We start from the raw sequence: 13531 nt of genomic DNA, 5'->3' as shown, positions 1-13531 counted from the left end.
GCACGCTCCGGTTCGAGGCTGCTCACGTGAGAAGTCTGGACCCCGGTGTCGATCGCAGGTCGCCGGCCTGTCGAACGTGCTCGCGGGGCGCAGAGGCCAACCCAGGTGGTCGACGCCCGTTCTTCGTCGGCCCCGGTCGTGGGCCGGGTGTGGGCCTCACCTGACGCGGGCTCCCTGGGTGCGCCACCGGACTGTCACCGGCCGAGTCGGCCGCTTCCCGCTCTGGCGGCATCTCGACGTCCTGCCGCAGGTCGGAGGATCTGCATCACAACTCCTCACGGCCCGCAGGGCCTTGACCCGACGGAGGCGCTCCGTACAGGCACGATGGCCGCATGGCAGCGGACTGGGCGGCGCTCACCCAATTCCTGCGCGGCAAACCCGACCGCGTGGAGATCACTTGGCGGCAGCTGCAGGACCTCGTCGGCCAAATGCCCGCGTCGTCGATCAAACACGCAGCTTGGTGGGGCGGTGACCGGCCGCACACCCGCGCCTGGGCTGCTGCGGGCTACTCGGTGGTCGCACGCGTTCCCGGCGTCTCGGTCACATTCGAACGCACGGTCATCGACGATGGTGGCCGGGTCGGCGCTCGGGCGGAGGGGGCTTCCTTGGCTCGTCGAGTGCGACTCATCTCGTGCTCGGCAGCAAAGCGCAGCACACCGTGTCGGGCCAGGGATCTCTATCTTTCTGCGGCCTTTCACAAGGCTCGTGATATGGCCGAGGCCAAAGATGACCCATGGTTCATCCTGTCGGCCGAGCACGGCCTGGTGCAGCCGCAGGAGTGGCTGGCTCCGTATGACCGGTACCTGCCCGATGCCCCCCGGGGCTACCGGCGGGCCTGGGGAGAGTGGGTGGTCGCTCGACTCGAGCTCCTCGTAGGTCCTCTTCGCGACCTCGTCGTGGAGGTGCACGCCGGCGAGGCATACGTCGCGCCGCTCCGTCCTGCGCTGCAGGCACGCGGCGCGCTTCTCGAGGCACCGCTGGAGGGCCTTCGCACTGGCGAGCGGCTCGCTTGGTACGGGAACCGCGCGAGCCGCGCCGACCTGTTCACAGCAGACCTGTCACCTTACGTTGAGCGGTTGTCGTCGTCGGCTGCCGCCCTGAGTGTCGGGGAGCTCGCGCTTCACGATCGGACCGACCTCGCATCAGCGGGCTTGTACGGCTGGCACGTCGACTCGGTCGGCGCGGAGGTGCTCCGACGCGGACTGCGGTTCGACCTCGTCGTGGGACTGATCTACGTCGGACAGACTGGCGCAACGCGATGGCCCTCGGGCACGGCCAGCTCAGGCACGCTCGCGGGTCGCTTGCGGACCCAGCACTTCCGCGGGCGCCGGACCGGCTCGACGTTCCGGCTCACGGTCGGGTCGATCCTCGACGCAGCGCTTGGCCGGAGCATCGAGCGGGACGAGCTCAGCGACTGGATGGCCAACCATCTGCGCGTCGTCCCGGTCCCGGTCGGCAATCGTGACTCGCTCGGCGATCTGGAGCGGCGGGTGGTGCAGTGGATCGACCCGCCGCTCAACCTCGGGCACGTCAGCTCGAAACCGCTCCGGGAGCGGCTGACCGTGCTACGTCGCGAGTCCCAGACCCGCGGGGTGCTGTGAGCGGGTCACCGAGCGCACGCGCTTCGGCATGGTGCTCTCATGGACCGGCTCCTTTCCGCGACCGCCATCCACCTGACGATGATCCTGCCGGAGACGTCACAGCCCCGCGCGGGCTCGATGTTCGTCCAGGGCGGATGCGGCAGGGGCATCGGCTGAGGCTGCAGGCCGCCGTACCTTCTTCCCGTGCAGCTCCGAGCCTGACAAAGTTCCGTGAGCTCGGGCGTGCACCAACACCGTCCATGAAGCTGTGTCAACGGCGAGCAGGCCAAGGTCGAACATCGTGTGCAGATCGGCCCGTAGAAGGATCCCGTTGCTCGTCGTCATGGTGCCCCCCTTTGCGTGGGGTTTGATGTGCGCGGCCTCAAGCACATCGACGATATCCGTCCCAGTGACTGCGCATCTTCCGCCGTAGGCCTCGATCAACCGCTGCCGGAAACCCGGCTGACCTTGGCGTAGCCGTACGTGCTGGTAGGTCCAGCGTGGCTCTGGAAGTGCCCCAGGAACTGCGTGCGACAGGGCGTCGGCGGCGATCGATGTCCTCCGTTGCCCGTCCAGAAAGCCTGCAGTGTGCAGGGCCGCCCACAGGTCTTCGAAGGCCTCCCTTCGGACGTTTCCCCCAGGCTGCTTTCCCTCACCCGCCGAGCTGTGCCGTCCCTCTTCCCAGGTTCCAGTGGCAGTCTCGAGGATGACCTTCATCGCTCGGATGCGCTCGCCGGCATATTCCACGCCCAAGAAGTCACACATGGCGTAGAACCATGCAACGTCTGTGGTGTCGCCCGTTGAGTGCCATGGTCCGCCGCGACCTTGGATGCTGGGAATTCCTAGAGCATCTGTGATGTGCGCTGGCCATTGTGTCTTCTTCAGATCTGGGACGTCGGGCACGTTCGTCTCCTGTCGTGTCGTCGCACGGGCATGCTCTTCTGCAACCGCTTTGGGGAACAAGCTACTTGGGGCCGTGGGTCGAGATTTCTCGGTCGGCCGGCGGTGAGGAAGCAATTCCGAGCGAGGGCGGCCAGCTACTTGTCGGTTCAGCCTCGCGGCCTCAGCCGTCGCATCTTCCTCGCACACATCCTGGATGACCGCTCCGAGTTCTGGCGTGACGCACGGGTACGAGCCGCGATTCCAGTCGTAGGCCCGGTACTGGCTGCCGACCCGTCGGGCTTCGAATCGCCGTACCGCGCTCATGGTCGATCGCCTGTGAATATTTCAAGCGCGTGCGGCATCACGCACAGCCTTCGCCGATAAATGCACCATCGCTCGATTCGAGGGGCGGCTTCTCGTGTTGCCCGTGGGTGCTCCGACGTTGCCCGAGATAATCGCAGGGAGACGTGCCCAATGGTCTGCCCTCACCCGAACAGCATCACCAGCGACAGCACACCGACAGCCGCCGTCGTGACGGTGGCCAGCAGGACCGCGGCCCCGACCGGTGCGGCGCGGGAGTCGCCACGTCGGGCCCTGTAGACCCGGCTCGAGCCGGCCAGGATCACGAGGGTGCCGGGGGTGCCGACGAGGAGCCAGGTCGCGGCGGCGACGCCCCACTCGGGGGCGGTCACCCGGGTCATGGTGGCGGAGGCGACGAGCAGGGACAGGGCCGTACGTCGCCAGGCGAGCGCGGTGCGCTCGAGGGTGAGAGCGGACGGGGCGGTCACCAGAACAGGACCGCGAGCACCACGCCGGTCAGCACGAGGCCGACGGGCAGGAGGGCGGCGAGGGAGAAGCCGGGGAGGGGCTGGCCGAGCCGCATCGCGCGCTCGGCGCGCGCCCAGCGGACGCCGGCCAGGACGGCCGCGCCCATGCCGAGCAGCACCAGCACCACCGCCAGGACCCGGTCGCGGCCGTCGTCCTCCAGGCCGATGACGTCGACGGCGACCCCGCCCGCGATCAGGGCCAGGGCGGTCCGGATCCAAGCCAGGTAGGTCCGTTCGTTGGCGAGGCTGAACCGGTAGTCGGGCTCGGTGCCTCGGCCGTAGACCCAGTGGGGTCGGCGCCTGTCGCGGTGCTGGTCGTCGTCCACGAGACGATCCTCCCCCTCGACGCCACGGGCCGAGGCTGATCCCAGCGCAGGCCAGGTGCCGGTCAGACCTCGACCCCGGCAGCAACGTGCCGCTCGTTGCGAACGGGCGGCGGCAGTCGCCTGATCCACAGCCCGGGCGCGACGGACCCGCCCGGGTGTGCCCGCCGCTGCGCCGCGCTTGCCAGGCTGTCGTGGTGACGACAGCCGTGCCGCCGACCGCGCCCAGGACCAGCTGATGGCCCTCCTCGACCGCGAGACCGGGTACGTCGTCACGGCGGCTCCCGGCACCGGCAGCACGGCGTTGATCGAGGCGCTCGTCGCGCAGCGCGACGTCGAGCAGGTTCCCGGCCCGGACGCCGCCAGGGCAGCGGACGTCGACGCCAAGCACGGCACCGTCGCCCAGCTCGTCACCGCGGGACTCCTGTCCCCGGACGAGGACCGACGCGTCCTGACCACGACCCGCAACCCGTTCGACTTCTACGTCGCGGAGTACGAGCGGACCCGCACCCGGTGGGTGGAGGAGCTGCGCAAGCCGGACTCGTGGCTGCACACCGCGCCGGGAGCGATGGACCGGCTGGCGGACGCCGTGACCCTGACGTTCGACGACTGGCTGGTCAAGGCGGTCGGCGACCCTGGACGGCCGCGGCGGATCAACGCCGGTCACGTCGGTGAGGCGGACGTCGTGGTCCGGATGGAGCACCTCGAGGCCGACCTGCGAGAGCGGGCCGGCATCGCGGTCCGGGTGCCGGCGACCAACGTGACCGACCGCGACCGGGCGTACTGGCGGTGGTACTCGGTGACCGGGCGGCGGCTCGTCGAGCGGGCGCACGCGGCGGACCTCGAGGAGCTCGGCTACATCTTCTGAGCGCGGCGAACCGTCGATCAGCGGGTGAAGGGACCCGCAGTGCCGCAGGATGTCCTCCGACAGCCCACTCCTGGAGGCACGCCATGACCGACTCACTCACCGGCTCGACCGCCCACGACGACCCCGCGGGGACCCCCGGCTCCGCGCGCAGCGGGTCGCGGGCCGTCGTGGTCACCCCGGCCAAGCGCCTGGTCAACGCCCCGCGCTACCTGGTCGGCGCGATCGTCGCGGTCTGGGTGGTCTGCTCGGGGGCCTACGCGATCCTCGAGGACAAGGGGCCCGTCGACGGCCTGTGGTGGGGCATCGTCACCGGCTCGACGGTCGGGTACGGCGACTACTACCCGGAGACGACGGCGGGCCGGGGCTTCGCCGCGGTGCTCATCATCGCGATGCTCGTCCTGGTGCCGATCGCGATCGGTCACGTCATCGCCGGGCTGGTGCTCGACCGCAACCAGTTCACGCACGAGGAGCAGGTGGCGCTGGCGACGACGATCGAGGCGATGTACGACCGCGTCGAGATGATGGAGCGGCTGCTGGTGGCCGCCATGGGCAAGGAGCACGGCGAGGAGTGGGTGCGCGAGCACCTGCAGCTGCTGAGCGAGCTGGAGGCCTCCGACAAGGACTGCGCCGACAGCATGCTCCGGCTGTTCAGCGACGACGAGAAGTAGCGGCGCGATTTCCCGGTGCGGCGCCGGTTGAGCGGCGCCGCAGTGGGGTAGGCATGCCCCGCCACACGCACGACGTACCACCGAGGAGAGGAACCACCCCATGACGAGCGTCCGCCGCCGGATGCGATCCACCGGCGTCACCATCGGCGTGACCGCGCTGATGGCCGCCGGCCTCACCGGCTGCTCCGAGTCGGCCGACTACGCCGCCGTGTGCGTCGACCCCGAGACCGAGGAGCGCGTCGACGACGACCAGTGCGACGACGCCGACGACGACTACGACGAGACCCGCCCGGTCGGGGGCGGGTTCTTCTGGTACTACATCGCCGCGAGCCGTGGCTTCCCCGGCATCGGGTCCAAGGTCTCCGGCGGCACCTACAGCGCCAGCTCCGTCTCCGGCAAGGTGCAGCGCGGCGGCCTGTCGTCCTCGGGCGGCTCGTCCGTGAAGTCCGCGACCTCCAAGGGCGGGTTCGGCGGCGGCAGCAGCCGCGGCTCGTCCTGACCCGCTCCCTCCACGACCCAAGGAACCCTGATGCTCGAAGACCTCCTCACCGCCCTCTACCACGCCGTCGTGTACGCCCTCCTGGCCGGCGTCCTGCTCGTCGCGGCCTACTACGTGCTCGACCTGCTCACCCCGGGCCACCTCGGCAAGCACCTGCAGGGCGTCGACGAGACCGGCACCGAGTCGGTGCACCACCAGTCGCGGTCGGCCGCCCTGGTGACGTCCGCCTGGCTGGTCTCCAACGCCCTCGTGCTCTTCACCGCGATCTGGACCAACGGCGAGACCGACCTCGGCTGGGCGCTGGCCTGGACCCTCACCTTCGGCCTGCTCGGCATCGCGCTGAACTCGGTGATGTTCTACGTCATCGAGCTCGTCACGCCGGGCGACCTGCGATCGATCGTCACGCAGCCCGGACCGGTGCGCCCGCTGGCCATGGTCGCGGCCGCGACCTCGCTCTCGGTGGCCGCGATCGTCTGCGCCAGCATCGCCTGATGTGGCGCCACCGGATCAGGCCGCGGCCCGAGTGGGAACGCATCGTCACCGAGCAGGGACTGATCTTCCCGGTCACCGAGCGGCCTGACGGCACCTCGGTCCCGTACTGGAACGAGTCGGCCTGGTACGAGGTGACCATGGGCGAGGTCGAGGCCCTCGAGGCCGCGACCGAGGAGCTGTGGGCGATGTGCGTCGACGCCGCCGGGCACATGGCCTCGACGATGACCGACGCCCGGCTGGGGCTCCCGCCCGGCTCGCTCGACGTCGTACGCCGCTCCATCGAGCGCGCCGACCCGTCGCTCTACGCGCGCTTCGACCTGGTCTACGGCCCGGACGGCTCGATCAAGATGCTGGAGGTCAACGGCGACACCCCCACCGGGCTGGTCGAGACCGGCGTCGCCCAGTGGCGCTGGCTCGAGGACGTGATGCCCGACCTCGACCAGTGGAACAGCGTGCACGACCGGCTCGTCGCCGGCTGGCAGCGGCTGCGCGCCTCGGGGGCCCTCGACACCGACAAGGTCCACTTCGTCTACGACCTCGGCGAGGGCGACAGCTACGACGGCGGCGAGCTCGAGATGACCGTCCACTACCTGATGGACACCGCCCTGCAGGCGGGGCTGGTCGCGATGGGGCACCCGATCCTCGAGGTCGGCTGGAACCTCGAGACCCGCGACTTCCGCGACGCCCACGACCTGCCGATCCGCAACGCGTTCAAGCTCTACCCCTGGGAGGACATGCTCAGCCAGCCGTTCGGGCGACACCTCATCGACCAGGACGAGGCGCGCCCGGTGCGGTGGTTCGAGCCGGCGTGGAAGGCGATGCTGTCGACCAAGGCGCTGCTCGCGGTGCTGTGGGAGCGGCACCCGGGCCACCGGCTGCTGCTGCCGGCGTACTTCGACGAGCCGCGCGACCTCGTCGAGTGGGTGGCCAAGCCGCTGCACGGCCGGGAGGGCGACAACATCCGCATCCACCTCGACGACGGGACGCCCGACCTCGAGATGCCCGGCGACTACGGCACCGAGGGCCACGTCTACCAGGCCTACACGCAGCTGCCGGTCTACGAGGGCAACCACGTGGTGATCGGCTCGTGGATCGTCGACGGCGAGGCGGCCGGGATGATCGTGCGCGAGTCCGACGGCCCGGTCACCGACTACTTCAGCCGCGTCGTGCCGCACGTCATCAGCGACACCCTCAGCCCCGACGCCGCGCAGGTGCAGGCCTGGCTCGCCGAGCGGGTCGGCCCCGACGCCGTCCGGACCCCGCGAACTCCCTGATCTCCGAGACGTGTGCCCGCCCGTGCGGCAGAGTGGAGGAGGTGACCGGCCTCCCCACCCTCGACCTGGCCAACGCGTCCTTCGTGACGCCGCGCCTCGTCGTCGGCGGCGACCTCGACCAGTGGGACGACCACCTCGCCCACTGCCAGCTCGGTGAGCTGCTGTCGCGCGGCGTGACCCACGTGATCGACGTCCGCATCGAGGCCGACGACCGGGCGTTCGTCGAGCGTGTCTCCGACAGCGTCGTCTACCACTGGCACGGCATGGACGACCTGGGCCAGCGGGTGCCGGCGGCGTGGTTCGACACCGGCGTCGCGTGGGTGGAGGCGGCCCTGGCCGACCCCGCCGCGGTCGTGCTCAGCCACTGCCACATGGGGATCAACCGCGGCCCGTCGCTCGGGCTCGCCGTGCTGCTCGCCCAGGGCTGGGACGTCGTCGACGCCATCGCCGCCATCCGCGCGGCCCGGCCCATCGCCGCGGTCGGGTACGCCGAGGACGCGCTGCGCTGGCACCACGCCCGCACCGGCGCGCCGGCCGCTCGACGCCGCGACGACCGGGCCCGGCTGAAGGCCTGGCGGCGCGAGCACCCGCTCGACGTCGTCCGGATCATCGCGCAGCGGCGGCGGGCCGAGAGCCGCTGAGCCGGCGCGCTCGGACGGCCGTCACGCACCGACGACGCGCACGGTCCCCTCGCGCCGCGGGTCGGCGGCGGCCACGAGGTGCCCGTCGGGGCGCGCCAGGGTGGCGCCGACACCGCCGTAGTACATGCTCGGCTCGGTCTCCTCGCGCACGACCTCGTCGGGCCGCCCGGCGCGGTGGACGTGCACGCGGGGGGCGTTGACGGCCGCCTGCAGGCCGGTGCCGGCGACGAACCGGGCCAGCACCTGGGTGACCGCGGTGGTGATCCGGTCGGCGCCGGGGGACCCGATGGCCAGCACGGAGCCGTCGTCGTGGCGGGCGACGGTGGGTGCCATGTTCGACAGCAGCCGGGTGCCGGGCGGGGTGCCGAGGGGGCCGCGCGGGTTGAGCTCCTGCTCGCCGAGGCAGTTGTTGAGCCAGATGCCGGTGCCGCGGGCCACCATCCCCGAGCCGTAGCCCGACGAGATGGTCACCGCGCAGGCGAGGCCGTCGGCGTCGACCGCCGAGACGTGCGCCGTCGAGCCCGACTCCAGCACCTGGAGGTAGGCCGGGGCGTCGGTCGCCAGGTCGGTGCTGTGGTCGAGCACCTCGAGCCGGTGGCCGAGCACCCGGCGCTGCGCCTCGACGAGGCGGGCGCCGGCGTCCGGCTCGTCGGGCGACCAGCCGTCGAGCAGCCGCATGATCGCGCTGACCACCGTGCCGCCCACCGACGGCGGGGGCGTGGTCGCCAGCGTCCAGCCGCCGAGGCGACGGGTGAGCGCCGGGCGCACGACGGGCCGGTACGCCGCCAGGTCGGCCGGGCCGAGCAGCCCGCCGCGGTCGAGCACGTCGTGGCTGATCGCGTCGGCCAGGTCGCCGTCGTGCATCGCGCGCGGGTCGAGGGCGACCTGCTCGAGCGACTCGGCCAGGCCCGCCACGACGACGAGGTCGGTGGGCAGCTCGCCGTCGAACCCGGTCAGTGCCTCCCGGCTGCCGTCGTCCCAGCCGTAGATGTCGTCGCGGACGAAGTCGAGGTAGTAGCGCGTCGCCGACCCCAGCCGGAACCCGCCACGCGCCACGGCGACCGCGGGAGCGACCACGTCGCGCCAGGGCAGCCGGCCGTCGCGCTCGTGCGTCTCGCCGAGGGCGGCCACCGACCCGTGCACCGCGACCGACCCGGGCCCGATCGTGATGTCCACGCCGCCGCCGTACTCGGTCGAGACGTCCCAGGTGCGGCCGGGCCCGCGGTGCTCGCCGGCGTCCCGGCCGGGCACGTCCATCCAGCCGTCGACCGTGTACGCCGCCCCGCCCGGCGGCTGGACCGTCACGAAGCCACCCGAGCTGGGCGACACCAGCCCGACCTCGTTGACCATCGCGACCAGGGCGGCCGCCAGGGCCGCGTCGACGGCGTTGCCACCGGCGTGCGCGACCTGCTCCGCGGCGTCGGCTGCGGCCTCGCTGGGCGCGGCGACGGCCATCCGCGAGGTGGGTCGGGACATGGCCGACAAGGTAGCGGTGCGCCGAACGTGCAGCGTTTTCACGCTCCCATCCACAGGCTGCGAGGTCCCGGTTGAGGACAGGGGGCGGTGGCGGCGACGGTCTGCGGCATGACCTCTCGGAACCCTCGCACCACCGTCCTGCCCGCGGTGCTCACCGCCCTCGCCCTCGTCGTGGCCGCGCTGGCCCTCGTCGTCGCGCCACCCGGTGGCGCCCCACCCGCCGACGCCGCCACCCGCGTCGACAAGGGCGACTGTCGCCGGATCGACCCCAACCTCGTCAACGGCGCCTGCCTGCGCTACTCCACGCCGCGCGGCAGCGGCCTGACCTGGATCGGCACCTACCGCGCCCCCGACGGCCGTGTCTTCTTCTGCATCGACTTCCTCTACGACTCCCGGTTGCCACGGCGCGCGGTCCGGGTCCCGACCGACCGGCTCGTCAACCAGCTCGGTGACCGCGTCGGCGACGCCGAGGTGGCCGCGCTCAACCACGTCATCTCGCGCTGGGCCGGCCGCGGGTCGACCGGCAGCGACGACCGCGACGCCGCGATCGCGCTGATCATCCGCGAGGTGATGGGCGACGGCACCCGCCCCGGCGGGCTGGTGGTCTACCCGTCGGGGCTGCGCGTCGGCGAGCGGGTGCGGCCACCGGTCGGTGGCCTCGACCAGCGGATCATGTCGCTGGCCCGCGAGATGTGGCGGACGGCGTCGCGGTTGCGGGGCCCGTGGCGGATGACCTTCGACCGCGTCGGGCCGGGACCCGTCCGGCTGGGCCAGGTGCGCGCCTACCGGCTCGGCGTGGTGTCCGCCGCGGGGCGGCCCGTGCCCGACGTCCGGGTCCGGATGAGGTGCACCGGGCCGGTGCGCTGTCCGCGACCGGTGGTCACCAGCAGGCGCGGCGCCGTCGTGCGCGTGCGACCGCTCGACCTCGGCCGCTACCGCATCGTCGCCCGTGCCACCGGCCCGTCGTCCGACGGCGTGCTCTACCGCCAGCGCGGCTGGTCGACCCACGGGGGCGCCACCGCCCGCCCCGCCGGCGTGCAGCGCGGCTGGATCGCGCAGGCCAACACCACCGAGGCCGCCGTGGCCGCCAGGGCCCGGGTGCGCCTGGCCCGGCCCGAGGTCGTCACCGAGACCTCCGAGGCCCTGGTCACGCCGGGCGCCGCGATCCACGACGTCGTCACGGTGACCGGGCTCCCGCCCGGCTACGACGGACGCGTCGTCGCCGAGCTGCACGGTCCCTTCCCGACCGCTCCCGGGCCCGGCGACTGCACGCCCGCCACCCTCGCCGGGCGGGTCACGACGCGCGTCACCGCCGACGGCACCTACCGCACCCCGTCGGTCGTCGTGCCGTCGGTCGGCCACTACACCTGGGTCCAGCGGCTGCCGGGCGACCTGGACACCAAGCCGGTGACGACCCCGTGCGGGCTGGTCGAGGAGACCACCCAGGTCACGCCGCGCACGCCGGGCGTCACCACGGTCGTCTCCGACCAGCGCGCTCTCGTCGGGTCGCGGATCCACGACACCGTGCGGCTCACCGACCTGGCGCCCACCGACACGGTCCAGGTGCAGTGGCGCCTGCACGGACCCCTCGCGCCCAGGTCGGGGCCGTCGTGCCAGGGGCTGCGGTGGTCGGGGGCGCCGGTCGCGGCGTCCGGCACGACGTCCGCGACGGGCAGCGGCACGATCCGCACGCCGGGGGTCCTGCTGCGGGCCCCGGGTTGCTACACCTACAGCCAGGTGGTCCCGGCCACCGCCACCACGACCGCCGCGTCGTCGCCTCCCGGGCTCGCGGTCGAGACCTCGCTGGTGACACGCCCGGTCACGCCGGAGGTGCCAGAGGTGCCGACGGGGTGGGCCACGTCGTCCGCCGCCCCCACCATCCCGCCGCGCAGCGTCGCCGCGCCCGACCCGTCGCCGTACGTCCCGCAGCGCCGGGCCGCGTCGCGCTACCTGCGCACCCACTACCGAGCCCCCGCGGCCGAGGGACGCCGTCCGCGCGGCACCCTCACCGTCAGCCGCGTCGGGGTGCGGGTCCGCATCGTGGGCGTCGGGCTCGACCGGGGGACGATGGCGGTGCCCGACCGGCGCGACCGGATCGGGTGGCTGCGCAGCACGGCCAGTCCCGGTGACCTGATGGGTTCCAGCGTGCTCTCGGGGCACGTCTCCGGCCGGCGAGGCGGCCTCGGCGGACTGCGCGACGTACGCCGCGGCGACGTCGTCCGCTGGACCGTGGGCGGTCGCACCGAGCGGTTCGTGGTGCGCGGCGTACGACGCTTCGACCGCAGCCGCGGGTTGCCGGCCGACCTGTTCCGCACCGACGGCCGGCGCACTCTCCACCTGGTGACCTGCGCGGGCATGCGGCGCGACCGCGACGGCCAGGCGTACTTCGTCGACAACCTCGTGGTGACCGCGGTGCGGGTGGCCTGAGGACGGGCTGGCCGACCTGACCACGTCGCTGACCACCGGCACGCTGAAGTTCCAGCTGGCCGACCTGGCCGCCGTGCCGCGTGCCGCCGTCGTGGAGGGCCGCTACTCCCGGGTCCTCGGCCTCGACCACGTGCGCCCGGCGGTCGTGCTCGAGGGCCTGGGTCGCTGCCGCGCGGAGGACGGGCACGGCGTGGCCGCGGCGGCCGACCTCGCCGACGCGTCGCCGCTCGCGCCCGCGCCGGCGTCGCCGTCGGCGATCCGGCGTCGGCCGCCGTCCACGGCTACGTCGTCGCGCCCGCGGGTCGCATCCGCCGCAGGGTCGTCGAGGCGTTCGAGGCGTCCGAGCGAGACCGCTGACCTCACCCGCAGGGCGGGTGTCGAGTCGACCGGGCCGGGTACCGAACTTCGTCCCTTCTGACTCAGGAGTTCACATGACTAGTTCCGCACACCACACCAGCGCCGATCCGCACGCCGGCCGCGACAAGCTGGTCAAGACCTTCGCCATGGCCGTCGGCGCGGTGTTCCTCCTCGTCGGCATCCTGGGCTTCGTCCCCGGCATCACCACCGACTACGACACGATGAAGTTCGCCGGGCACGAGAGCAACGCCAAGCTGCTCGGCATCTTCCAGGTCTCGATCCTGCACAACGTCGTGCACCTGCTGTTCGGCATCGCCGGCCTCGCGCTGGCCCGCAAGGCCTCCACGGCCGTCGCCTACCTGATCGGCGGCGGGGTCATCTACCTGCTGCTGTTCGTCTACGGCATCGCCACGGGCCACTCGAGCACCGCCAACTTCGTTCCCGTCAACAAGGCCGACGACTACCTCCACCTGGTGCTCGGCATCGGCATGATCGCGCTCGGCCTGATCGGGCGCGCCAAGTGGCAGGGCAGCAACGCCAACCGGACGGCCATGTAGTCCTGGCCCGTTCGGGTGGTTCGGCGCGATTCGCGCCCGGCGGGCGGGAAGGCGGACTAGACAGGCGTCATGTACGACGCCACTCGGACCCCCTTCCCGCCTCCGCCGCCGCCCCGACGTCCGTTCTGGACCCGGCCCAAGGTCGGGGGGACCGGGCTGGTCCTCGGGCTGCTGCTCGGGTTCGCGCTGGCAGCGACACCGACCGAGCCCGAGCCCGAGTCGGCCGCCGACGCGCCCACCCAGGCCGCGGTCCCGCAGGGGGCATCGGACGACGAGGTGCAGGCGGCCGTCGACGAGGCGGTCGACGAAGCCGTGGGTGAGCTCGAGGACGAGCTGGTCGCGCAGCAGGACGCGCTGACCGCCGTCCAGGACGAGGCCGCCGCCGACCTGCGCGCCGTCCGGCGGCAGGCCAAGGCCGCCAAGGCCACGGCCGTCGAGGACGCCGTCGCCCGCGCGCTGGCCGACGTGCCGGAGCCGGTCGTGGAGGAGGTCCCGGTCGAGGCGCCGGCGCCCGATCCCGTGCCCACCACCGACCCCCGCTTCGACTACTGCTCGGACGCCACGGCCGCGGGCTACGGCAACTACGTCGCCGGTCAGGACCCCGAGTACGACTGGTACGACGACGCCGACGGTGACGGCTTCGTCTGCGAGACCTGAGCG

Annotated in this window: 14 protein-coding genes; 10 read left to right on the top strand and 4 right to left on the bottom strand. The window is 72.6% G+C overall.

The window, feature by feature from the left end:
* The first annotated feature begins 332 nt into the window (after positions 1–332).
* Complete coding sequence (locus AC4MBH_RS07880; RefSeq protein WP_491794104.1) at positions 333–1601, top strand: DUF6884 domain-containing protein; 1269 nt, start codon at positions 333–335, stop codon at positions 1599–1601.
* Between the two features lie 96 nt (positions 1602–1697).
* Here AC4MBH_RS07880 and AC4MBH_RS07875 read toward each other — a convergent pair whose 3' ends face one another.
* The 3 genes from AC4MBH_RS07875 to AC4MBH_RS07865 form a co-directional block, all read right to left on the bottom strand.
* Entirely contained in the window at positions 1698–2483 is a 786-nt protein-coding gene (locus tag AC4MBH_RS07875; RefSeq protein WP_491794102.1) for an HNH endonuclease, read from the bottom strand.
* A gap of 464 nt (positions 2484–2947) precedes the next feature.
* On the bottom strand, positions 2948–3250 hold the full coding sequence (locus tag AC4MBH_RS07870; protein ID WP_491794100.1) for a DUF202 domain-containing protein: 303 nt from the start codon (positions 3248–3250) through the stop codon (positions 2948–2950).
* Positions 3247–3615 (bottom strand): YidH family protein, encoded by a 369-nt coding sequence (locus tag AC4MBH_RS07865; protein ID WP_491794098.1) that lies wholly within the window; start codon positions 3613–3615, stop codon positions 3247–3249. The genes AC4MBH_RS07870 and AC4MBH_RS07865 overlap by 4 nt, the downstream gene beginning before the upstream one ends.
* Before the next feature lie 235 nt (positions 3616–3850).
* Here AC4MBH_RS07865 and AC4MBH_RS07860 point away from each other — a divergent pair, with 235 nt between their 5' ends.
* The 6 genes from AC4MBH_RS07860 (at position 3851) to AC4MBH_RS07835 (ending at position 8054) form a co-directional block, all read left to right on the top strand.
* The gene (locus AC4MBH_RS07860) at positions 3851–4480 is read left to right on the top strand and encodes a hypothetical protein (RefSeq protein ID WP_491794096.1); all 630 of its coding nucleotides are present in this window, start codon (positions 3851–3853) and stop codon (positions 4478–4480) included.
* An 83-nt stretch (positions 4481–4563) separates the two neighbouring features.
* On the top strand, positions 4564–5148 hold the full coding sequence (locus tag AC4MBH_RS07855; RefSeq protein ID WP_491794095.1) for a potassium channel family protein: 585 nt from the start codon (positions 4564–4566) through the stop codon (positions 5146–5148).
* A gap of 100 nt (positions 5149–5248) precedes the next feature.
* Positions 5249–5647: a hypothetical protein gene (locus AC4MBH_RS07850; protein WP_491794093.1), complete on the top strand. Its 399-nt coding sequence runs from the start codon at positions 5249–5251 to the stop codon at positions 5645–5647.
* A 30-nt stretch (positions 5648–5677) separates the two neighbouring features.
* Entirely contained in the window at positions 5678–6139 is a 462-nt protein-coding gene (locus tag AC4MBH_RS07845; protein ID WP_491794091.1) for a DUF350 domain-containing protein, read from the top strand.
* On the top strand, positions 6139–7413 hold the full coding sequence (locus AC4MBH_RS07840; RefSeq protein WP_491794090.1) for a glutathionylspermidine synthase family protein: 1275 nt from the start codon (positions 6139–6141) through the stop codon (positions 7411–7413). Before AC4MBH_RS07845 ends, AC4MBH_RS07840 begins: the two co-directional genes overlap by 1 nt.
* Positions 7414–7454: 41 nt before the next feature.
* Positions 7455–8054, top strand: coding sequence for a protein-tyrosine phosphatase family protein (locus tag AC4MBH_RS07835; protein ID WP_491794089.1), 600 nt, complete (start codon positions 7455–7457; stop codon positions 8052–8054).
* Positions 8055–8075: 21 nt separating this feature from the next.
* Here the strand turns inward: AC4MBH_RS07835 and AC4MBH_RS07830 are convergent, their stop codons facing one another.
* Complete coding sequence (locus AC4MBH_RS07830) at positions 8076–9530, bottom strand: gamma-glutamyltransferase (RefSeq protein WP_491794087.1); 1455 nt, start codon at positions 9528–9530, stop codon at positions 8076–8078.
* A 108-nt stretch (positions 9531–9638) separates the two neighbouring features.
* Between AC4MBH_RS07830 and AC4MBH_RS07825 the strand changes: the two genes are divergently transcribed.
* The 3 genes from AC4MBH_RS07825 (at position 9639) to AC4MBH_RS07815 (ending at position 13528) form a co-directional block, all read left to right on the top strand.
* The gene (locus AC4MBH_RS07825; RefSeq protein ID WP_491794086.1) at positions 9639–11957 is read left to right on the top strand and encodes a class F sortase; all 2319 of its coding nucleotides are present in this window, start codon (positions 9639–9641) and stop codon (positions 11955–11957) included.
* A gap of 431 nt (positions 11958–12388) precedes the next feature.
* Positions 12389–12871 carry a DUF4383 domain-containing protein gene (locus AC4MBH_RS07820; protein ID WP_491794084.1) on the top strand — a complete coding sequence of 161 codons (483 nt, stop codon included), beginning with the start codon at positions 12389–12391 and terminating at the stop codon, positions 12869–12871.
* Positions 12872–12940: 69 nt separating this feature from the next.
* Positions 12941–13528, top strand: a complete 588-nt coding sequence (locus tag AC4MBH_RS07815; protein WP_491794082.1) for an excalibur calcium-binding domain-containing protein — start codon at positions 12941–12943, stop codon at positions 13526–13528.
* Positions 13529–13531 lie beyond the last annotated feature (3 nt).

The organism is Nocardioides sp. WJ219 (assembly GCF_058559815.1).
This window is presented reverse-complemented; position numbering and strand designations above follow the sequence as displayed.